The organism is Brevundimonas sp. R86498, assembly GCF_044598075.1.
In the GTDB taxonomy this organism is placed as follows: Bacteria; Pseudomonadota; Alphaproteobacteria; order Caulobacterales; family Caulobacteraceae; genus Brevundimonas.
The window spans coordinates 672,590-692,991 of record NZ_CP139004.1 but is presented as its reverse complement, the minus strand read 5'-3'; the positions used below and the strand labels follow the sequence as shown (position 1 = coordinate 692,991).

Below are 20,402 nucleotides of genomic sequence, written 5' to 3'. Positions count from 1 at the left end.
ATGACCGACGCTCCCGACACCCCCGGCCCCGCCGCCGGCAAGCCCCCCGCCTGGATCCGTCAGGTCGTGGACTTCGGGGCACTGGCCGCGTTCGCCGCCACCTTCATCTTCTTCCGCGTGCGGGGCGAACCGGGCGATCAGGCCCTGATCCATGCCACCTGGGGCCTGGTGGCCGGCTCGGTGGTGGCCGTGATCGTCGGCCTGTGGGTCGAGAAACGTCTGGCCCTGATGCCCCTGCTGGTCGGCGGGTTCGCCCTGGTGTTCGGGGTCCTGACCCTGATCTTCAACGACGACCTGTTTGTGAAGCTGAAGGTCACGGTGCTCAACGCCTCGCTGGCCATCGCCCTGCTGGGCGGGCTGTATCTGAACAAACAGCCGCTCAAGGCCCTGCTCGGCACGGTCATCCCGATCAACGACCGCGCCTGGCGGATCCTGACCTTCCGCTACGGCCTGTATTTCGCCGTCGTGGCCCTGACCAATGAGCTGATCCGGTCCGAGGCCCTCGTCGCCTCGGCCGCCACCCGGCTGGGCTACAGCGATGTCGACCCCGCCGATGTCTGGGTCAGTTTCCGTGGCGTCCTGTGGATCGCTTCGTCCGCCTTTGGCCTGTCCCAGCTGCCCCTGATCATGAAGAACATGGTCTCCCCGGACGCGCCCTCCGATCCCATGGCCCCCGCCCGCCCCGACACGGCCCCCTGAGGGTCGCGCCCGCGTTCAGGCAGCGAGGCTCCGCGAGCCGAGCGGTAGCGCACTAAAAAATTCTGTCGTGAAATCGTAAGATGCGGCTGATAACCCTCCGCATACGGCAGAGGGATACAGTGGCATGGTCAAGTCCGGCAAACAGGCGAGGCGCTCCGGCACCCTGGCCGATTCCCCCAGCCATCTGATGCACCGCGCCCTGCAGCTGGCCCTCGACATCTATGCCGAGGAGGCCGGCGAGGGTGGTCCGACCCAGCGCCAGTTCGCCGTCATGGAGGCCGTCTCGGTCAAGGAGGGCCTCACCCAGACCGATCTGGTCCGCGCCACCGGCATCGACCGCTCCACCCTGGCCGACCTCGTCGCCCGCATGACCACGAAGGGCCTGCTGTCGCGCGAACGCTCGGCGCTCGACGCCCGCGCCAAGGCCGTGCGGCTGTCGGCCGAGGGTCAGGCCCTGCTGGATCAGGCCCGGCCCCGGGTTGCGGCGGCCGACAAACGCATCATGGCCCTGTTGCCAAAGGCCAAGCGCGACGGCTTTCTGGAGCTGCTGGCCGATCTCGCCGCCGCCGCCGACGCCGTGCCGGACGCCGAAAAGGCCGAGGCCAAGGCCCTGAAGAAGGCCGCCAAGGACGCCCGCAAGCTGGAAAAGGCCGCCAAAAAGGCCGCCGAACCCGCGAAAAAAGTCCGCAAGGCCAAGCCCGGCAAGGTCAAGGTCGCCGAACCGGCCGAGTAACGCCCGCCCTTTAGACCCGGATATCCAGCAGCTGGCCCAGCCGCGGCAGGCGCGGGCTCTCCGGAGCCTCGCCCCTCGCCGGTTGTGCCGTCCCCGCCGAAGCCGGGGGCCGCGCCGGCACGGTCTGGACCTCGCTCAGCGCCGCGCGGAAGAAGGCCGCCTGGGCCGTGCGCATCTGGGCGCTCGGCGTCGTGGACGCCGGCAGGCTCTGCGGAAGATCGGGCCGGATCGTGCTCATGGCCTCAGGGTTAACCCATTCTCTACAAAAACGGTTAACGCCCCGCAGGCAGGATCACCCCCGGACGTCGGGGCTCAGTCTGGCACTGCCCGGCGCTGCGCGTCCAGTTCGTCCAGCGTCGTGGCTGTGGGCAAGGGCCGGGACGGGGCCTTGAGCGCCTCGGTCAGCCGCGTCACATCCGCCTCGGTCAGCAGCGGCCCCGAAGCCTTGGCCACGATCCGCCCCATGGCGTCGACGGCGAAGCTCTCGGGCACCCCCGACACCCCCAGATCCAGCCCGGCCCGCCCCTCGCGGTCCACCAGCACCATCGTGAAGGGATCGCCCAGCTCATCCAGAAACGCCTGCGTCGCCTCGGGCTCGTCCTTGTAGGCCACGCCCACCACCGCGATCCCCTGCGCCTCCAGCGCCAGCAGCTGCGGATGCTCCAGCCGGCACGGGGCGCACCAGCTGGCGAAGATGTTGACGATCATCGGCCGCCCGACCCCGGCGGTCTTCAGGTCGACGTTCTGGGGCCCTGCCACCCCGTCGGCCAGGATCGGCAGCACCGTCTCCGGCACCGCCTGCCCCACCAGGGCGTCGGGCTTGAAGGCGGGCTCGCGCTTCAGCGACCAGCCGATGAACAGCACCGCCAGCGCCGCCAGAATGCCCAGCGGGATCAGGGTCAGCCAGCGGTTCATGCGGCCTCGTTCTCCTGCTCCAGCCGCTTCAGCTCGGCCGTCCATTTGCGCGAGGCGGCGACGGCGCGGACCACCACGGCCGCCAGAACGACGACGCTGATCCCCCAGGCGGGCCAGACGAAGGCGGCATAGGGGCTCATGTCCAGATCGGGCATCTCAGGCGTCCAGGGCGCGGCGGGCGCGGATCGTCTGCACCCGGCGGCGCACGATCTCGGTGCGGATCGACGACAGCCACACCGCCAGGAACAGCGCGCCATAGGCGGCGATCATCAGCAGCAGGGGCAGCAGGAAGACGGGATCGAGGCTGGAGCCTCCGGCCCGCAGCAGCGAGGCCGGCTGATGCAGGGTGTTCCACCAGTCCACGGAGAATTTCACGATCGGCAGGTTGATCAGCCCGACCAGACCCAGCACCGCCGCCGCCCGCGCGGCCCTGGCCTCATCGTCGATCGAGGCCCGCAGCGCCATATAGCCGAGGTAGAACAGGAACAGCACCAGCACACTGGTTAGCCGCGCGTCCCACACCCACCAGGTGCCCCACATCGGCTGGCCCCACAGGGCTCCGGTGATCAGGGCCAGGGCCGTGAAGGCCACGCCGGGCAGGGCCGCCGCCCGCGCCGCCGCATCGGCCAGCGGATGGCGGAACACCAGGGCGAAGAAACTGGACACCCCCAGCGCCGCATAGGCTCCCAGACCCAGGATCGAGGCCGGCACATGCACGAACATGATCCGCACCGTGTCGCCCTGCTGATAGTCGCCCGGGGCCACGAAACTGAACCAGGTTCCGGCGGCCAGCAACACGGCCGCAATCACCCACAGCACCGGCGTCAGCGGCCCGGTGAAACTCATGAAGCGCTGGGGATTGGCGAGGCCGAACATCACCTGCCGATTACGCGGGGTCCGCCCTGTCGGCAAGCGTGGTGGAATGTCTCCGCCCGCGCCGCAGGCGTTGGCGCAAAGAAAAACGGGGCCGGAGCTTTCGCCCCGACCCCGTTCGTCAGTTGAATAATCCCGAAAGGACTATTCAGCGGCCTTCAGCTGACCGGCAGATTCCTTGCCGGTGCGACGGTCGCGTTCGACTTCGTACGAGACCTTCTGGCCTTCGTTCAGGCCGTTCATGCCTGCGCCTTCAACGGCCGAAACGTGCACGAACACGTCCTTGCCGCCGTCCGAGGGCTCGATGAAGCCGTAGCCCTTGGTGGAGTTATACCATTTGACAGTGCCGGTAGCCATTTTAAGGACCTCCGTTAGCAGTTCGCATCAGGCAAGAGCGCCTGAAGCCTGTCGGGTCTGAATGGGATCGGCCAGAAACTCGGTGCGTTCGCAAAGAGAGAGGGGCGTTACGCAGAGAGATCGACGTCCCTTCTATGCACCGGAAATGAAGCGGCGACAAGGCGCCCCGTTTGTCGCAGGCGATTCATTTCACTGACGATTCGCCGACGGGCCGGGTGTGTCCGCGACCGGACTCAGCCGGCGGCCCGCTCGTCGCCGTCGTCATCGTCCCCGTCCGCTTCGCCGTCGACTGCCGGAGTGGTCCCGGCCTCTCCGCCTTCCGGCGCGACATAGTGGGCGGCGCAGAGCTTCCTCAGCGCCGAGGTCAGGGAGCCGCCGTACAGCCGGTCCTGGACCCGTTCATGGCCCTCCTGCTGCAGGCGGGCCTTGATGTCGCTGACGGTGCGGCACTCGCCGCTGCGCGCCAGTTCATAGGCGCGCTCAAGGGTGGTCGGACGAAAATTGTTGCTCATGGTCCCCTAGATAGGGGGCGCGAACGACTTATGCGAGCGCAGTCAGGGTCGCGGCCGGTTGCGCCGCCGCCCCAGCCGGTCGGCCAGGGCCTCGGCATGTTTCAGCGTATAGGTCAGGGCGGCGGGACTGCCGCGCCGGGGCCCGACCGTGTCGGCCACGACCGCGCCGCGGGCCCCGATCTCTACCGGTGGACCGGCCGTGGTGTCTCGCGCGGTCTGGTGCTCGATCGCCGCGTTCAGCGACGCCCCGATCAGAACCACCTGAACCGAGATCCAGGTCCACAGCAGAAAGCCCATGGCCGTGGCCAGAGGTCCGTAGGAGTCCATCCGCACAAAATTGGTCAGGAACCAGCTGAACAGAAAGGACACCAGCACGCTCAGGCTGGCGGCGAACACCGCTCCGGGGGTCAGCCAGCGCCAGCGCGCCTTGGCCCGGCACGGCCCGAACCGGTAGATCACTGTCAGGGCCCCGATATAGCCGATGAACAGCAGCGGCCAGCGCAGCGGGGCCAGCCGCTCCCATTCCTCGGCCAGGCCGAAGATCCCCAGCACCACCGGCACCCCGACGACGAGGGCCGCGCTGATCAGAACCCCCGCCAGCCCCGTCAGGGTGAAGGCGAAGCCCAGCAGGTTATAGGCCACGATATTGCGCTTCTCGACCTCGTGATAGGCGACGTTCAGGCCATAGAACAACGTCTTGACCCCGTTGTTGGCGGTCCACAGCGACAGGGCCAGGGTCCACACCAGGGTAAAGGTCAGGGATCCCGTCGACCCCGCCGCCAGTCGCTGCAACTCGGCGGCGATGAACTGGGCGACATTGGCCGGCAGCACCGAATACAGGAAGGCCACCCGGGCCGAGGCGTCGGCGGGATCGGCGAACAGCCCGTAGATGGTCACGAACGCCCCCAGCGCCGGGAACAGCGACAGCAGGATGAAGAAGGTCACCCCACCGGCGACGAACCCGACCCGGTCGCCGAAGAAGGACGCGCCGACGCGCCAGAGAATGTCGGTCCAGCCCTTGCGGGGGATCGCCAGGGGATGGTCGGCCAGCCGTCCGCGACCCGGCTCGCGCGCCTCGTACTCCTCCGGTTCCGGCGGCCGGGTGGCGGGGGGCTCCGGCCGCACGGCGCGCAGGTCCAGGCCGAAGCGGTGGCCCTGGGTATAGATCAGATGGGCGGCCCCGGCCCCGGCGGCCAGACCGCCGGCCGCGGCCCCCAGCCAGGCCCAGGGTCCGGACGAACGATCGCGGGATTTCCGGTGGCGGGTCGGGACGGGCAGTTTCATCGGCGACCCAACGGTCCTGTGGCCGCTCATGTTCCGGCCCAAGGCCACCTTGCCTGAAAAGCCCGGCTGGGGCACTCACCGTCGCGTGACCGCCCCCCCTGTCGCCACCGTCGCCGCCCTGTACCGCCACCCGGTCAAGGGCTTCACGCCCGAGCCGCTGGACCGGGTCGCCCTGACCGCCGGTCAGGCCTTTCCCGGCGACCGGCTGCGCGCGATCGAGATCGGCCCCTCCGGCTTCGACCCGGCCGCCCCTGCCCACATCTCCAAGATGCGGTTCACGGTTCTGGCCCGCCTGCCGCAGATCGCCCGGATCCGCACGCAATGGGACGAGGCCACCGACACCCTGTCCCTCACCGCCCCCGGGGCCCTCGACCTCACCGTCCAGCTGGGCGACCCGGTTCAGGAACAGGCTCTCGAGACCTGGCTCACCGATGTGCTCGGGGAGGAGGAGGCGACCGCCCCCCTGCGCCTGCTGGACGGGGCCGGCCACCGGTTCATGGATGACCCGGCCGGGGCCGTCTCCGTCCTCAACCTCGCCAGCGTCCGCGATCTGGAATCCCGCCTCGGCCGACCCGTCGACCCCTTGCGCTTTCGCGCCAATGTCTGGGTCGAGGGCTGGCCCGCTTGGATCGAGAACGACGTCGCCCGGCGAACCCTCACCCTCGGCGGCACCCGCCTGACCGGGGTGAAGCCCATCGTCCGCTGCGCCGCCACCCATGTGGACCCGGCCACCGGCGTGCGGGATCTGGATCTGGTGGCCGCGCTTCACGACCTGTACGGCCACCGCTGGTGTGGCCTCTATTGTTCGGTCGACACCGGCGGCGCGCTGGCTGTCGGCGACCCTGCGGAGTTCAACTGAATGACCGAACCCACCACCCTCGTCTCCGCGTGGAAGGCCGCGCAAGCCGTGCTCAAGACCGGCCGCATCGACAGCCCGGCCATCGACGCCCGCCTGCTGCTGGAGGCCGCTACCGGGGCCAGCCGGCTCGACATCCTGACCGATCCCCACCGCCCCCTGACCCCCGACCAGTCGACGGCGCTGGACGGCTACATCGAACGCCGCCTGCGCCGCGAGCCGGTCTCGCGTATCCTCGGCCGCAAGGGCTTCTGGAAGATCATGCTGACCGTCACCCCCGATGTGCTCAGCCCGCGCCCGGACACCGAAACCATCCTCGATATCGCCCTGCTGGCCTTCGAGCCGGCGCAATCCTTCAACCTGATCGATCTGGGCACCGGCTCGGGGGCCATCCTGCTGGCGGTCCTGTCCGAACGGCAGGGGGCCCACGGCGTCGGCACCGACATCTCGTCCGAGGCCCTGGCCGTGGCGCGCGAGAACGCCGCCAATCTGGATCTGGATGGCCGCGCCACCTTCCTGCGCACCGAATGGGCCGCGGGCTTCGCCGACACCAGTTTCGATCTGGTCGTCTCCAACCCGCCCTATATCCCGTCCGAAGAGATCCCGGGCCTCGACCCCGAGGTTCGCGACCACGACCCCCTGCTGGCGCTGGACGGCGGCCCCGATGGCCTGCAGGCCTACCGCGACCTCGCCCCCGAGATCGCCCGCATCCTCAAGCCCGGCGGCATCTTCGCCGTCGAGATCGGCTGGGATCAGGGCCCCGCCGTGAAAGCCCTGTTCGAGGCCGCCGGTCTTGAGGACGTGAAAATCGTCCGCGACCTCGCCGACCGCCACCGCGTCATCACCAACGGCCCGGACCCCCGCACCACCCCGATCCGGCAGGGGTAGAGAGCTCCGTCTCCTCCCCATGCGCGAAGGCGCATGGGGAGGTGGATCGCCGCGATCAGCGGCGAGACGGAGGGGGCGACCCGGTCTCAAAGGCGGGACTCCCCCACCCTCAACACCGCCTCGCCCCCTCCGTCTGCTCGCAAGGGCTCGCAGCCACCTCCCCATCGCCCTCCGGCGATGGGGAGGAGACGCCGCGCACAAAACCCCTTTCAAACCGTCACGGCCCGCGCTAAGTCCTTGGTTGTCTCCCTCCCTTCCGCATCTCGCTGAACCCGAAAGTTCAACGACGCTCGGCCGGGACGCGCGTGAAGGCCGGCGGCTGAAGCCAGCGGCCCGAGCCCCGCGCCGGGCGACGAAAGGTCTTTCCGATCACATCGCCGCCGGGGATTGGCCCCCAAGCGAACCGGAACCACACACAAACGGCCTGCTCCCTCGCCATCGTCGCGCAGGGCCACGCCGAACCAGCACGGTAGCGTCCGATGAGAGATTTCAAGGGCATGAAGCGCCAGCGCGGCCGCAACCGGAAACCCGGTGGCGGCGGTGGCAACGCCAATGCGGCCAACCCCAACCGGTCGTGGGATTCGCAGGGCCCTGAGAACATCAAGGTCCGGGGCAATGCCCAGACCGTCTATGAGCGCTACCAGCAGCTGGCCCGCGACGCCGGCTCCTCCGGCGACCGGGTCCTGGCCGAGAACTATCTCCAGCACGCCGAACACTATTTCCGCGTCTTGCGCGCTCTCCAGCCCCAGCGGCCGGTCTCGGAGATCGCCGCGCGCGAACTGTCCAACCAGGGCTATGACATCGATTTCGAGGATGAGACCGGGGCCCAGGCTGCCGCCTTCCTCGCCGCCCAGCAGGCCGCCGACCGCATCCAGCAGCAGAGCGACGCCCGCGACGCCGAGGCCGCCCAAGGGGCCCAGCCCCAGCGCGAGCAACGCGAATGGACCCCGCGTCCGCCCCGCGAGGACCGCGACCAGAACCGCGATCGCGACCAGAACCAGAACCAGAACCGCGACCGCGAATGGACGCCCCGTCCGCCGCGCGACGACCAGCCCCGCGCCGAGGGCGAGGGCGGGGAGGGCGGTCGCCGCGAGACCCGCCGCGAGCGCTGGGAGCGTCGCCGCGACGAACGCAACAAACGCTATGAGGCCGAGGGCGGCACCCCCGACACCCGCACCTGGGAAGAGTCCGAAGGCGGCCGCTCCGAGAACGGCCGGGGCGATAACGGGCGCGACAACGGCCGGGGCGAACCGGCCCGCGCCGAGACCACCCGCACCGAAAGCGGCCGCGAGGGCGGCGACTTCATCGCCTCCACCGCCCCGATCGCCTTCACCCCGCGCGCCGAACCGGCGCCGGTCGAGGCGGCGGCCGAGGTCGAGGACCGTCCGGCCCGCCGGCCCCGCACGCCCCGCGCCGCCGCCGCGGCACCCGCTGATGACACGGCCTCGGCCCTGCCGGGCTTCCTGACCCGCTCCAGCGCCCCGGCTCCGGCCGCTGGGTCTGACGACGGCGAGGCTCCCGCCCCACGCCGTCGCGCCACCCGCAAGAAGGCCGAGGTCGCCGGGGACGAATAGTCCCCGCGTCCACGCTGCCGGTCAGTCCTTGGTCGGGCTGACCGCGCTGGCGTCGCCATAGGTCAGGGCCAGGAAGACGTCTTCCAGATCCGGATCCTCGGTGGTGATGTCCGAGATCGTGATTCCCGCCGCCCGCACCGCCGCCAGCACCTGTTCGACCGAGGACTGTCCCTTGCGATAGGTGATGGCAAAGGCCCCGTTCGGCCGCGCCACCGTCTCGAACCCGGCCACGACCGGCAGGCCCTCCAGCGGGTGTTCGGGCGTCACCACGACATTGCGCGTATCCAGCCGCTTCAGCAGCTGCCCGGTTGGCTCGCACGCCACCACCTGCCCCCGGTTCATGATGGCGATGGTGTCACACAGCTCCTGCGCCTCCTCCAGATAGTGGGTGGTCAAAAGGATGGTCACGCCCTCGGCATTGATGCGGCGGACGTATTCCCACAGCTGGCGGCGCAGCTCGACATCGACCCCCGCCGTCGGCTCATCGAGGATCAGGATCGGTGGATTGTGCACCAGGGCCTTGGCCACCATCAGCCGCCGCTTCATCCCGCCTGACAGGGCCCGCACATAGGCATGGGCCTTGTCCGACAGCCCCAGCGCCGCCAGCAGCTCATCCGACCGCCGCTCCTTCGCCGGCACCCCGTAGAAGCCCGCCTGTACCTCCAGCGCCTCGCGCGGGGTGAAGAAGACGTCGGCCACGATCTCCTGCGGTACCACCCCCAGCGCCGCCCGGGCGTCCCGCGGTCGCTCGTCGATGTCCCGGCCCCAGATCGCCGCCGTGCCACCGGTCTTGTTGACCACCCCGGCCAGGATGTTGATCAGGGTCGACTTGCCGGCACCGTTCGGGCCCAGCAGGCCGAACATCGAGCCGCGGGGGATCACGAGATCCACCCCCCTCAGCGCCGTCTTGGGCGGGGCCTTTTTCGATCCGGCATAGGTCTTCTCCAGCCCGTGCACCTCGATGGCGTTGACGGGCAGGGCTTCGGGTTCGGTCATTCGGGACTTTCGGCGGGAGGCTTCGCCGTCTAGTTAGGCGTCGGGCCTCCTCCCGCCAAGACCACGGATCCGATCATGCCGCCCCGCCACCCCGATGTGACTGTCCCCCCGCCCGAGGAAATCCTCGTCGCCACCAAACGCGTCGCCTGCGACGGCGGCGGCGTGCTGGGCCATCCGCTGGTCTATCTGGACATGGGCGAGGACGATTTCGTCGAATGCGGCTACTGCGACCGCCGCTTCGTCCTGGCCGCCGGCCACCACGCAGAGAGCGAATACCTCGACCCCGCCGCCCGGCCCCCCGAACCCCACTAGGCGGGCGCACCGACGGCAGGCGCCGGCCCGCGTCGTCAGGTCGGAACCTGCGGCTCGCGCATCGGCTTCAGGGCCACCGCCCATTTGTGCAGCTCCTTCAGCATCCCCGTCGTCCCGGCGATGGTCTGTTCGTTCGGGTTGAAGACCCCGTCCTCGCCGATGAAATTGGTGAAGAACGGGACCGGCACCGCCTGGGCGATGGCCATCATGTTCAGGTTGCCCAGCAGCCCGCGCAGCGTCTGCGACGCGCGCAGGCCCCCCGACACCCCGCCATAGCTGACCACGGCGGCCGGCTTGTAGGTCCATTCGTGATACAGGCACTGGATCGCGTTGATCACCGAAGCCGGGGCGAAATAGTCATACTCGGGCGTGACGAAGACAAAGGCGTCGGCCGGGGCGACGCTCGCGCTCCAGCGCTTCGTATGGGCGTGTTCATAGCGGTTCTGGGCCGGATGCGCCGCCTCGTCGAACAGCGGCAGGTCGAAGGCGGCCAGATCGACCAGCTCCACCTCGAAATCCCCCTGCTCGCGGGCAAACCGGTCGACCCACTCTGCCACCGGGGTTCCGGCCCGGGCCGGCCGCGTGCTGCAGAGGATAATGTTGAGCTTCAGGGCCATGTCAGGGTCTCCACGGGGTTGATCCAGTCGCCGCCGGCACGCTGTCGCGCCCCGGCCTGAATGCCACGGAACGCGCCAGTCCGGAAAAGGCGACGTCGACGCAGGAGGCGACTCAGGCCACCTGCCCCGCGGCCCAGCCCGAGCTCCAGGCCCACTGGAAATTATAGCCGCCCAGCCAGCCGGTGATGTCCACCACCTCGCCGATAAAATACAGGCCGGGCACGCCCTTCGCCGCCATGGTCGTCTGGTCCAGCGCCTCGGTCGCCACCCCGCCCAGGGTCACCTCGGCGGTCCGGTAGCCCTCCGACCCCACCGGCTTCACGGTCCAGCCGTTCACCGCCCCGTCCAGCTTCGCCAGTCCCTTGTCCCCCACCTCGGCCAGTTTCCCCTGCACCCCCTCGCGCGCGCACAGCCAGTCGGCCAGCCGGCGCGGCACCACGGCCCCCAGCGCCGTCGCCACCTGGGCCTTGCCGCCGTTCTCGCCCTTGGCCGCCTTCAGCCGCCCCAGCACATCGACGCCGGGCGCCATCCTCACCGTGATCGCCTCCCCCTCGCGCCAGTACGAACTGATCTGCAGCACCGCCGGCCCCGACAGGCCCCGATGCGTAAACAACAGCCCCTCATCAAACCGCGTCTTCCCCGCGCTGACCGAGGCCTCCACCGCCACCCCCGCCAGCGGCGTCGTCTGTTCCAGCAGCCCCGCCTCGAACGTCAGCGGCACCAGCGCCGGCCGCGTCTCCGTCACCCGCAATCCGAATTGCCGCGCGATCTCATAGCCCCAGCCCGTCGCCCCCATCTTCGGGATCGACTTGCCGCCCGAAGCCACCACCAGCGACGCAGCCTTCACCCGCCCTCCGTCCAACAGCGCCAGCGCGAACCCGTCCCCCTCCCGCGCCACCGCCGCCACGCCCGTGTTCAGCCTCAGCGTCACGCGGGCGTCCCGCATCCCGTCCGTCAGCATCCGCACGATCTGTTTGGCCGAGTCATCACAGAACAGCTGCCCCAGGGTCTTCTCGTGCCAGCCGATCCCCGCCCGATCCACCCGCGCCACAAAGTCCGCCGCCGTGAACCGCCCCAGCGCCGAGGCCGCGAACCGCGGGTTCTCGCCCAGAAAGTTCGCCACCCCCGTCCCCGTATTGGTGAAGTTGCAGCGCCCCCCGCCCGAGATGCGGATCTTCTCGCCCGGCGCCCGGGCATGGTCGATCACCAGCACGCGCCGCCCCCGCCGCCCGGCCTCGGCCGCCGCCATCATCCCGGCCGCGCCCGCGCCCACCACCACCACGTCAAAGGCTTCGCTCGTCATCCGCAGGCCCCTAGCACGCCCCGCCCCCGGGCCGGAACGGCGGCGCCCCCGGATAGAACCCCTCCAGATCGTTCCAGAACCGCAGCAGGGTGCGGATGTCCGCCACCCGCTCCTCGTTCGCCGCCCGCTGGATCGCCCGCATGATCCCGCGCCGGTGCACCCACACATCGTGCCGATCGATGGCAAAGGCCATCTCCGGCCGCGGCTCCGACGGCAGCCCCGACCATCCGGGCCCGCGCCGCTGCATCACCGCGCCGGGCATATCGCATTTGCGCATCTTCAGCCGCCGCGCCGCCCGGCAGATCGCATCCCGGCTGACGCCATAGCGCTGCATCAGCACATCATCGCGAACCCCCAGATTGCGCCGCTCCAGCAGCTCGACCCAGCGCTCGGGCGTCATCCCGCTGCGGCTCTGGGCCAGGACCTTGCCGGGCAGTCGCTCCTGCACCGCCCGCGCCCGCCCATCCCCCAGCACAATCCCCCGCCGCTTCGCCTGCCGTGCAATCGCCTGCGCCGAGACCCCGAACCGCTCCGCCACCTCCCGCCGCGGCACCCCCAGCCCCTCCAGCCCGAACACCCGCCCCCACGCGGCCTCACCCAGTTTCGACGGTCGTCCCATGGCCACAGGATAGGGCCGGGCGGGGGGATGCACGCAGGCGGGGGCCTGTTTCGGGCGGGGGGCTGATTCCGCGGAGGAATTCGGGGGATGCGTTGAACGGAGCGGCGGAATCACTCCTCCCCCATCGGGGGAGGTGGCTCGGAGCGCAGCGAAGAGACGGAGGGGGCCCGACCCGGACCCGGTGCCCGACGTCACCCACCCGGTGCGCGGCCGGCCCCCTCCACCGCTTCGCGGTCCCCCTCCCCCGATGGGGGAGGAATGCTGGGGGCGGACCCTGCCTCACTCTTCCTCCCCCATCGGGGGAGGTGGCGCGGCGCTACTTCAGCGCCGTGACGGAGGGGGCCAGAAGCGGACTCCGCCCTCTTGTTCCCCATACGGGAACATGCTATTCAACCCTCATGAACGTCGTCTCGCGGCGCACGCTTGTGGAGTTCTGGACGCGTCATCCCCGCGCCCGGGCCCCCCTGTCGGCCTGGTACGATATCGCCCGGGCGGCGGAGTGGCGGACGCCCCAGGACGTTCGCAACGACTTCAACACGGCGGACTTCGTCGCCGACAATCGGGTGATCTTCGACATCGGCGGCAACAACTATCGGCTGGTGGCGCGGATTTCGTTCCGGTTCAAACAGGTGATGGTGAAGTTCGTCGGCACACATCGTGACTACGACCGCATCGACCCGACGACGATCTGAGGACCCCGCCCATGACCACCCCCGCACCCGTCCGTGTCCTGCATTCCGATGCCGACCACGCCGCCGCGCTGGCGGAGTACGAGGGCTATTTCGACGCCGAGCCCGCGCCGGGCACCGAGGCCGCCGACCGTTTCGAGCTTCTGGGCCTCGTCATCGCCGACTATGAGTCGCGCCGCTGGCCGATCACCCCCGCCGATCCGGTCGAGGTCCTTCACGCGGTGATGCAGGGCCGGGGCTACGACCAGTCCGACCTCGCCGCCCTGCTCGGCTCCCGCTCCCGCGCCTCCGAGGTCCTCAACGGCCGCCGCCCCCTGTCCCTCGCCCACATCCGCGCCATCAGCGAGGGCTGGAAGGTCCCGGCGGCGGCGCTGATCGGGGTGGGGTCGGCGGCGTAAGCGCAGGTGTGCGTGGACTGGTAATGGTCCTCTGCACCTCCCGATGTTCAACAGTCAAAAAAGTGAAGCTTCACAGAAGCTGCATTTGGAAAGCCACCGTCTTCGCCGGAGAGCTGACGATTCCGGCCCTCGACTTTCAGGATTGGGTCGAACTGCATGGCATGGCCATGAAGAGCGAAACCAACCGCGTCCTTCTGGGGCGATCCTTCATGGCCCCGTACCACGTGACCTACGCCGGTCCGGAGGAGCGCTTCTACTTTAGCCGGTCGCCGGGGCCCTTTACGGAAGCGGAGTACGAGCCTCGATCACGCGTTCGTGATCGGCAGCCAAGATATTTGGACTGAGGCTGTCGCGGGTTTTTGCACAGGGCTACCCCTTGATTCGCGACAATTCGCAGGGAAATCGTCCGTCAAGCCCGTTGACGGGTCGTTAGGCATCTGCGCCCCATATGTTGGCTCGGGTCGCACCCCGAGCACAACATAGCTGCAGTCCCCTTCCACAAGGGACCGAGGGCAAATGTTAGGCTACCCAACCCTGGCGGTTCACCCCGCCGGGGTTGTCCAATTCATAATCGGTAACCTGCGCCCGACGCGCTTATCAAGCGGTAAACAGAATTTAGTCATTTCGCGCCGCTGATTTTGCGTTTCTTGAAACGCAAAATCCGTCGTTAAACTCCTAGAGCGCCAACTCGCCTTGAACGGCTTCGTCCACTCGAATGACGCCGACGAGAAGCCATTGGGCGTCTCTTCTGGAATGCGTCCCCATGGCGAAGCGCATGCCCTTTTGCGGGTAGTCGACCTCGAAGGTTTCGCGAAGGGATGCGAGTGCGCCGTCATCTCCGAGCGAGTTTCGTCGAACGAAAAACGCCGTTGACGTTTCCCAGTCATCGCAAATGTTCGTTCGCGCCTTCCCCGCGCTGTCTGTCCATCGAAAGGAAAACTCGTATGGACAAGGCTCAAGAGGCTTTGGGGCGTCATGCAGAAACGAAAGCTGACCAGCTAGGGCCGCATGCTTGATCCGCTCGCTCGCGACCTCTTCATCTGACTTCAGACGCCACGAGAAGCGCACGTTTTCAGGTCGGAGAAGCGTCAAGCTTTCACCTCTGGATGCCGCTTCCTGAGTGCTTTCTCGTGTCATCCGGCGGGCCAAGGCAAAGCGCTCGGCCGTCTTCATGCTCTTCGAAACGACGATGCTTTCGTGAACGACCTTCTGGCTCTCGCGACGTCGGTCGTTGGACGGTGTCGTGAAATCGTAAGAGACCCAGTCCCACCGCGAGAACTTTTGGCCGACATCCAACGTCCTGAAAGCGACCGGATAGAGTCGCCGCCACTTCATGTCGCGGCCAACGCCCGCGCAACAGACAGTCTCAAAATAGTTGCTGCTTCCATGCGGCAGCGCCTTCACCAGCATCACGCACTCGTCGTTGGAACTCGTGAACCGCGACATCTTCCTTCACCCCCAAGTGGCGAGCCTTGGTGCCCATAGAAGACTCCAGATGATCGGCAACAATCTTCCGGTGGCACTCGTGGTGATCACGCTCATAGCAAAGAAGACAGACGCTCATCTGCCTGCTGAGATCTGCAATTTGGCTCAGCGCTGAGATTGCCTCGTTAGTCTGGAGAACAGCAGCGTAGATTTGACGAAAGCGGACGAGATCTCCCGACCTGGCCGCTTCGCGACCATCTTTTGGATCTCCTAGTTCTCGAAGGTGCAGGTAGCCGATGCCTGCCGCTTCAAGACGCTCGCGGAGGGCTGACTTTGAAAATCCAGCACGACGGGACTGAGCCCGCTCTCGGATGTCGATGACCATACGAACATCGACAAGCTGCAACGTGCCAACAAAGTCTGCCAGCCTCGCCCCTTCGTAGCCGATCGTCGAAATCATGCGCTATGTCCCCGTTAACCATCCTTGCCTACGCAACGATTGAGACTTTCTGAAGAGTCTGGATGGCGCCCCCCCCCCTTGCCCCCCCGCCCCCGCCCATGGCACGCCTTGGGCCCATGGACGCGACCCTGATCACCTATGGCTCCCTCCTCGGCGGGCTGATCCTGTTGACCCTCGGCGGGGACACCCTCGTGCGGGGGGCGACGACGGCGGCGAAGCGGATGGGGGTGTCGCCCCTGCTGATCGGGCTGACGCTGGTGGGGTTCGGCACCTCGACGCCCGAACTGGTCACCAGTCTGACGGCCATCCAGGCCGGGTCGCCGGGCATCGCCATCGGCAATGTGGTCGGGTCCAACACCGCCAACATCCTGCTGATCCTGGGGGTCACCGCCCTGATCGCCCCCATCGTGGTGGACCGGGCGGCCTTTCGCCGCGACGGGGTGGTGCTGGTCCTGGCCAGTCTGGCCTGCGCCGCCGCCGTCCTCGCCGGCCGGGTCGCGACGGTGGCCGGGGCGGTCATGGTGGGGATGCTGCTGGTCTATCTGGTCGTGGCGTATCTGGGCGAGCGCGGGGTCCAGGACGCCGAGCGCGCCAAATATGAGCATATCGCCGAGGATGCGCCCCGGTCGAAGGCCGGGCTGTGGACCGGTCTGGGTCTGGCGGTCGCCGGCATCGCCCTGACCATTTTCGGGGCCCGGCTGCTGGTCGACGGGGCGGTGGTCATCGCCCGCGACTTCGGGGTGTCCGACACGGTCATCGGCCTGACCGTGGTGGCGATCGGCACCTCCCTGCCCGAACTGGTCACCTCGGTGATGGCGGCGGTGCGCGGCCGGGCCGATGTGGCGCTCGGCAATGTCATCGGCTCCAACATCTACAATGTGCTGGGGGTGCTGGGGATCACCGCCCTGCTGGCCCCGTTCGAGGTGCCCGCCGCGATCGCCCGCCTCGACATCTGGGTCATGCTGGCCGCCACCGCCCTTCTGGTCCTGTTCGTCCGCACGGGGATGAAGATCGTCCGCCTGGAGGGGCTCATCCTGCTGGCCGCCTACGCGGGCTACATCGGCTGGCTGGCGGTGGGGGCGACGGCGTAGACCCCATCATTCCTCCCCCATCATTCCTCCCCCATCGGGGGAGGGGGACCGCCGCGCGCTTGCGCGGGGGTGGAGGGGGCCAGCCGCGCACCGGGTGTCTGATGTTGAAAGACCGTGTCCGCGTCGGGCCCCCTCCGTCACGGCGCTGAAGGAGCGCCGCGCCACCTCCCCCGATGGGGGAGGAATGGTGGGACACTGGTCGCGCACGCGGGCTTCCAGACCCGCCAGCACCCCGTCCAGATTGCCCAGCACACTGCGCGCCGGGACACGCCAGACGGTGATGCCGCGCCGCTCCAGCCAGTCGGTCCGGAACGCGTCGTGGAGGGCCTGATCCGGATCCTCATGGCCCGATCCGTCCACCTCGATGGCCAGACGGGCGTCCGGGCACCAGAAGTCGAGGATGTACGGCCCCACCGGATGCTGCCGCCGGACCCGGACCCCGCCCAGCCGCCGCCCCCGCAACGCCTGCCACAGCACCACCTCCGGCAGGGTCATCCGCCGCCGCAGCGCCTTCGCCCGTTCGATTGTGATCCGCGGTGGATACATATCCACGTTGTATCAAATCCTCCCCCATCGGGGGAGGGGGACCGCCGCGCGCTTGCGCGGGGGTGGAGGGGGCTTGCCGCGCACCGGATGTGGGACATCGGGCACCGTGTCCGCGTCGGGCCCCCTCCGTCTCTCCGCTTCGCTCCGAGCCACCTCCCCCGATGGGGGAGGAATGGGGGCGCTCTTCGCGCTCAAGCAGCGAGGCTCCGCGAGCCGAGCGGTAGCGCCCTTGCCCTAATGCGCCTCGTCCCAGTTCGCCGCCGCCTTGGCCTCGACCACCAGCGGCACGGTCAACGCCACGGCCGGTTCCGCCGCACCCTCCATGGTGGTTTTGATCACCGGAATGGCGCGCTCCACCAGGTCTTCGGGGCATTCGAACACCAGTTCGTCGTGGACCTGCAGCAGCATCCGGACATCGGCCAGTCCCGCCGACTCCAGGGCCCCCGGCATGCGGATCATGGCGCGGCGGATGATGTCGGCGGCGGCGCCCTGGATGGGGGCGTTGATGGCGGCGCGTTCGCCGAACTGGCGCTCGGCCCCCGATTTCGAATGGATGGCCGGGATGTGGATGCGTCGGCCGAAGACGGTGGAGACGAACCCCGCCTGACGCACCTCGGCCCGGGTCGCGTCCATATAGGTGCGGATGCCGGGGAAGCGTTCGAAATAGGTCTTGATATAGGCCCCGGCCTCGCCCTGGTCGATGTTCAGCTGGTTGGCCAGGCCGAAGGCGCTGATGCCATAGACGATGCCGAAATTGATCGCCTTGGCGCGGCGCCGCGTCTCGGGGTCCATCTGGTCCACGGGCACGCCGAACATCTCGCTGGCGGTGGCGGTGTGGATGTCGATGCCCGCCTTGAAGGCGCGTTTCAGCTCGGGGATGTCGCCGATATGGGCCAGCAGGCGCAGCTCGATCTGGCTGTAGTCGGCGCTGATCAGGACATGGCCGGGGGCGGCGATGAAGGCCTGACGGATCTGGCGGCCGATTTCCGTGCGGATCGGGATGTTCTGCAGATTGGGGTCGGAGGAGGCGAGCCGCCCCGTGGTGGCGGCGGCCAGCTGATAGGAGGTGTGGACCCGGTCGGTCTCGGGGTCCATGGCGGCGATCAGGGCGTCGGTATAGGTGCCCTTCAGCTTGGACAGCTGGCGCCAGTCCAGCAGGACGCGGGGCAGGGCGTGGGTGTCGGCCAGGGTTTCGAGCGTGGCGGCGCCGGTCTCCCACTGGCCGCTGGCGGTCTTCTTGCCGCCGGGCAGGTTCAGCTCGCCGAACAGGATGTCGCCGATCTGGCGGGGGCTGCCGACATTGAAGGGGCGGCCGGCCAGGGTGTGGGCCTCGGTCTCCAGCTCGGCCATTCTGAGGCCGAACTCGGAGGACAGGCGGCGCAGGCGGTCGGGATCGACCCGGATGCCGGCCCGCTCCATATCGGCCAGCACGGCGGGCAGGGGCCGTTCCAGCGTCTCATAGACCGTGGCCAGCCCCTCGCGGGCCAGCCGGGGTTTCAGGATCTTCCAGAGGCGAAGCGTGACGTCCGCGTCCTCGGCGGCGTAGCAGGTGGCCGGTTTCAGCTCGACGTGTTTGAACGACTTCTGGCTCTTGCCGGTGCCCGCCACGGTCTTGAACGGGATCGGGTCGTGCCCCAGATGCAGCCGGGCCAGTTCGTCCATCCCGTGCCCGTGCAGCCCGCCCTCCAGGACGTAGCTGATCAGCATGGTATCGTCGACCGGCCCGACCCGGATGCCCCTTCGGGCCATGACCGCGATATCGTATTTTCCGTTCTGGGCTACCTTGAGAACCGCCGGATTCTCCAACACCAATTTCAGCCGCGCCAGGACCGTGGCCTTGTCCAGCTGGTCGAGGGGGGTCGCCGGGGCCGCGTCCCCGAAGTCCAGCCCCCCGCCCCCCGCCGCCGGCTCGGCCTCGTGGGTCAGGGGGATGTAGCAGGCGTCGTTGGGCCCGATCGCCAGGCTGACCCCGCACAGCCCCGCGTGGGTCGCCGACAGGGCGTCGGTCTCGGTGTCGAAGCCGACCACGCCGGCCTCGGTCGCCCGGGCCAGAAAGGCATCCAGCGCCTCCAGCGTCTGGATACAGACATAGGCTTCGTGGTCGAAGGCCTGGGCCTCGACGTCCGTCGAGACGGCCTTGGGCGCATAGCGGGGGCTGATGACCGGGGCGCTCAGCGGCGCCGCCGGCCGCGCCGGGGCGAAGGCCGAGCCGTCGTGCCCGGCCAGCTTGCCGTCCCCGATCCGCCGGGCCAGGCCCCGAAACTCCATGGTCTCCAGAAAGGCCGACAGGGTCGCCGGATCGGGATCGCGCACGGCGAAATCGTCGATCGGCTCCGGGGCCGGGGCGTCGCAGGTCAGCCGGACCAGCTCGCGGCTCAGCCGGATCTGGTCCGCGAAGGTGATCAGGGTCTCGCGCCGCTTCGGCTGCTTGATCTCGCCCGCCCGCGCCAGCAGGGTGTCGAGGTCGCCGTACTCGTCCAGCAGCTGGGCCGCCGTCTTGGGCCCGATCCCGGGGGCCCCCGGGACATTGTCGACGCTGTCGCCGATCAGGGCCTGAAGGTCGACCATCTTGTCCGGCGTGACCCCAAACTTCTCGAACACCGCCTCTTCGGCGAGGCGACGATCCTTCATCGGGTCCCACATCACCACCGACGGCCCGATCAGCTGCATCAGGTCCTTGTCGGACGAGACGATCACGCATTCACCGCCGGCGTCCCGGACCTTGCAGGCATAGGTGGCGATGAGGTCGTCGGCCTCATAGCCGGGCAGTTCCACGCAGTTCACCCCGAACGCCCGTGTCGCCTCCCGGACCAGCGGGAACTGCGGGATCAGGTCCTCGGGCGGGGCCGAGCGGTTGGCCTTGTACTGGTCGTACAGATCGTTGCGGAACGTCTTTTCTGAATGGTCGAAGATGGCCGCCAGATGGGTCGGCCCGTCCGCCCCCTTCATGTCCTTCAGCAGTTTCCACAGCATGTTGCAGTAGCCCTGGACCGCCCCGACGGGCAGTCCGTCCGACTTGCGCGTCAGCGGCGGCAGGGCGTGGTAGGCCCGGAAGATGTAGGCCGAGGCGTCGATCAGCCACAGGCGCACGGCCGGGCCGTCCTGGGTCAGGGGGCGCTCCCCGGCTGGGGCGGCGGGGGCATCGAGGTCGGCGGCATCGGACATGGGGCGAACATAGGCGGGCGGCCCGCCCCCGTCACCGGGGCGCGCGTCGAAACCCGGCTTGGCCGTTCGGAACTACGCTCTGGTGCCCGG

At 68.8% G+C, this 20,402-nt stretch carries 24 protein-coding genes; 9 read left to right on the top strand and 15 right to left on the bottom strand.

The window, feature by feature from the left end; all coding sequences use genetic code 11:
- Together SJY26_RS03525 and SJY26_RS03520 are read left to right on the top strand one after the other, a co-directional pair.
- Complete coding sequence (locus SJY26_RS03525; protein ID WP_396594775.1) at positions 1 to 699, top strand: inner membrane-spanning protein YciB; 699 nt, start codon at positions 1 to 3, stop codon at positions 697 to 699.
- Between the two features lie 124 nt (positions 700 to 823).
- Positions 824 to 1,432 carry a MarR family winged helix-turn-helix transcriptional regulator gene (locus SJY26_RS03520; protein ID WP_396594774.1) on the top strand — a complete coding sequence of 203 codons (609 nt, stop codon included), beginning with the start codon at positions 824 to 826 and terminating at the stop codon, positions 1,430 to 1,432.
- A 10-nt stretch (positions 1,433 to 1,442) separates the two neighbouring features.
- Here SJY26_RS03520 and SJY26_RS03515 read toward each other — a convergent pair whose 3' ends face one another.
- The 7 genes from SJY26_RS03515 to SJY26_RS03485 form a co-directional block, all read right to left on the bottom strand.
- Positions 1,443 to 1,670 carry a hypothetical protein gene (locus SJY26_RS03515; RefSeq protein ID WP_396594773.1) on the bottom strand — a complete coding sequence of 76 codons (228 nt, stop codon included), beginning with the start codon at positions 1,668 to 1,670 and terminating at the stop codon, positions 1,443 to 1,445.
- A 74-nt stretch (positions 1,671 to 1,744) separates the two neighbouring features.
- Positions 1,745 to 2,347 (bottom strand): DsbE family thiol:disulfide interchange protein, encoded by a 603-nt coding sequence (locus SJY26_RS03510; protein WP_396594772.1) that lies wholly within the window; start codon positions 2,345 to 2,347, stop codon positions 1,745 to 1,747.
- On the bottom strand, positions 2,344 to 2,502 hold the full coding sequence (gene ccmD / locus SJY26_RS03505) for a heme exporter protein CcmD (RefSeq protein WP_396594771.1): 159 nt from the start codon (positions 2,500 to 2,502) through the stop codon (positions 2,344 to 2,346). Before ccmD ends, SJY26_RS03510 begins: the two co-directional genes overlap by 4 nt.
- Before the next feature lies 1 nt (position 2,503).
- Positions 2,504 to 3,223: a heme ABC transporter permease gene (locus SJY26_RS03500; RefSeq protein ID WP_396594770.1), complete on the bottom strand. Its 720-nt coding sequence runs from the start codon at positions 3,221 to 3,223 to the stop codon at positions 2,504 to 2,506.
- A 141-nt stretch (positions 3,224 to 3,364) separates the two neighbouring features.
- Positions 3,365 to 3,577, bottom strand: a complete 213-nt coding sequence (locus SJY26_RS03495) for a cold-shock protein (protein ID WP_298158945.1) — start codon at positions 3,575 to 3,577, stop codon at positions 3,365 to 3,367.
- A 233-nt stretch (positions 3,578 to 3,810) separates the two neighbouring features.
- The gene (locus tag SJY26_RS03490) at positions 3,811 to 4,089 is read right to left on the bottom strand and encodes a hypothetical protein (protein ID WP_396594769.1); all 279 of its coding nucleotides are present in this window, start codon (positions 4,087 to 4,089) and stop codon (positions 3,811 to 3,813) included.
- A 42-nt stretch (positions 4,090 to 4,131) separates the two neighbouring features.
- Positions 4,132 to 5,373, bottom strand: coding sequence for a YihY/virulence factor BrkB family protein (locus tag SJY26_RS03485; RefSeq protein WP_396594768.1), 1,242 nt, complete (start codon positions 5,371 to 5,373; stop codon positions 4,132 to 4,134).
- An 85-nt stretch (positions 5,374 to 5,458) separates the two neighbouring features.
- On the opposite strand from SJY26_RS03485, the gene SJY26_RS03480 reads away from it, so the two are divergent.
- The 3 genes from SJY26_RS03480 (at position 5,459) to SJY26_RS03470 (ending at position 8,691) form a co-directional block, all read left to right on the top strand.
- The gene (locus tag SJY26_RS03480; protein WP_396594767.1) at positions 5,459 to 6,232 is read left to right on the top strand and encodes an MOSC domain-containing protein; all 774 of its coding nucleotides are present in this window, start codon (positions 5,459 to 5,461) and stop codon (positions 6,230 to 6,232) included.
- Positions 6,233 to 7,117, top strand: a complete 885-nt coding sequence (prmC, locus tag SJY26_RS03475; RefSeq protein ID WP_396594766.1) for a peptide chain release factor N(5)-glutamine methyltransferase — start codon at positions 6,233 to 6,235, stop codon at positions 7,115 to 7,117. It begins immediately after the preceding gene.
- Positions 7,118 to 7,596: 479 nt separating this feature from the next.
- On the top strand, positions 7,597 to 8,691 hold the full coding sequence (locus SJY26_RS03470) for a DUF4167 domain-containing protein (RefSeq protein ID WP_396594765.1): 1,095 nt from the start codon (positions 7,597 to 7,599) through the stop codon (positions 8,689 to 8,691).
- Positions 8,692 to 8,712: 21 nt separating this feature from the next.
- On the opposite strand, the gene SJY26_RS03465 is transcribed toward SJY26_RS03470, so the two are convergent.
- Complete coding sequence (locus SJY26_RS03465; RefSeq protein WP_396594764.1) at positions 8,713 to 9,687, bottom strand: ABC transporter ATP-binding protein; 975 nt, start codon at positions 9,685 to 9,687, stop codon at positions 8,713 to 8,715.
- 75 nt (positions 9,688 to 9,762) lie between these two features.
- Between SJY26_RS03465 and SJY26_RS03460 the strand changes: the two genes are divergently transcribed.
- Positions 9,763 to 9,999 (top strand): zinc-finger domain-containing protein, encoded by a 237-nt coding sequence (locus SJY26_RS03460; RefSeq protein WP_396594763.1) that lies wholly within the window; start codon positions 9,763 to 9,765, stop codon positions 9,997 to 9,999.
- Between the two features lie 35 nt (positions 10,000 to 10,034).
- Here the strand turns inward: SJY26_RS03460 and SJY26_RS03455 are convergent, their stop codons facing one another.
- The 3 genes from SJY26_RS03455 to SJY26_RS03445 all read right to left on the bottom strand — a co-directional run bounded on the left by SJY26_RS03455 (position 10,035) and on the right by SJY26_RS03445 (position 12,571).
- Complete coding sequence (locus SJY26_RS03455) at positions 10,035 to 10,616, bottom strand: NADPH-dependent FMN reductase (protein ID WP_396594762.1); 582 nt, start codon at positions 10,614 to 10,616, stop codon at positions 10,035 to 10,037.
- Between the two features lie 112 nt (positions 10,617 to 10,728).
- A complete protein-coding gene (locus tag SJY26_RS03450; RefSeq protein ID WP_396594761.1) occupies positions 10,729 to 11,919 on the bottom strand; it encodes an NAD(P)/FAD-dependent oxidoreductase in 1,191 nt (396 codons plus the stop codon).
- Positions 11,920 to 11,929: 10 nt separating this feature from the next.
- Positions 11,930 to 12,571: a hypothetical protein gene (locus SJY26_RS03445; protein WP_396594760.1), complete on the bottom strand. Its 642-nt coding sequence runs from the start codon at positions 12,569 to 12,571 to the stop codon at positions 11,930 to 11,932.
- 365 nt (positions 12,572 to 12,936) lie between these two features.
- Here SJY26_RS03445 and SJY26_RS03440 point away from each other — a divergent pair, with 365 nt between their 5' ends.
- Both SJY26_RS03440 and SJY26_RS03435 read left to right on the top strand, forming a co-directional pair.
- A complete protein-coding gene (locus tag SJY26_RS03440) occupies positions 12,937 to 13,230 on the top strand; it encodes a type II toxin-antitoxin system HigB family toxin (RefSeq protein ID WP_396594759.1) in 294 nt (97 codons plus the stop codon).
- An 11-nt stretch (positions 13,231 to 13,241) separates the two neighbouring features.
- On the top strand, positions 13,242 to 13,625 hold the full coding sequence (locus tag SJY26_RS03435) for a type II toxin-antitoxin system HigA family antitoxin (RefSeq protein WP_396594758.1): 384 nt from the start codon (positions 13,242 to 13,244) through the stop codon (positions 13,623 to 13,625).
- A gap of 675 nt (positions 13,626 to 14,300) precedes the next feature.
- On the opposite strand, the gene SJY26_RS03430 is transcribed toward SJY26_RS03435, so the two are convergent.
- Positions 14,301 to 15,035, bottom strand: coding sequence for a hypothetical protein (locus tag SJY26_RS03430; RefSeq protein ID WP_396594757.1), 735 nt, complete (start codon positions 15,033 to 15,035; stop codon positions 14,301 to 14,303).
- A complete protein-coding gene (locus tag SJY26_RS03425) occupies positions 14,992 to 15,510 on the bottom strand; it encodes a DUF488 family protein (protein WP_396594756.1) in 519 nt (172 codons plus the stop codon). The genes SJY26_RS03430 and SJY26_RS03425 overlap by 44 nt, the downstream gene beginning before the upstream one ends.
- Before the next feature lie 62 nt (positions 15,511 to 15,572).
- Between SJY26_RS03425 and SJY26_RS03420 the strand changes: the two genes are divergently transcribed.
- Entirely contained in the window at positions 15,573 to 16,601 is a 1,029-nt protein-coding gene (locus SJY26_RS03420; RefSeq protein WP_396594755.1) for a calcium/sodium antiporter, read from the top strand.
- A gap of 6 nt (positions 16,602 to 16,607) precedes the next feature.
- Here the strand turns inward: SJY26_RS03420 and SJY26_RS03415 are convergent, their stop codons facing one another.
- Positions 16,608 to 17,147, bottom strand: a complete 540-nt coding sequence (locus SJY26_RS03415) for an endonuclease domain-containing protein (protein WP_396595696.1) — start codon at positions 17,145 to 17,147, stop codon at positions 16,608 to 16,610.
- Between the two features lie 234 nt (positions 17,148 to 17,381).
- Positions 17,382 to 20,312: a DNA polymerase I gene (polA, locus tag SJY26_RS03410; protein ID WP_396594754.1), complete on the bottom strand. Its 2,931-nt coding sequence runs from the start codon at positions 20,310 to 20,312 to the stop codon at positions 17,382 to 17,384.
- Positions 20,313 to 20,402 lie beyond the last annotated feature (90 nt).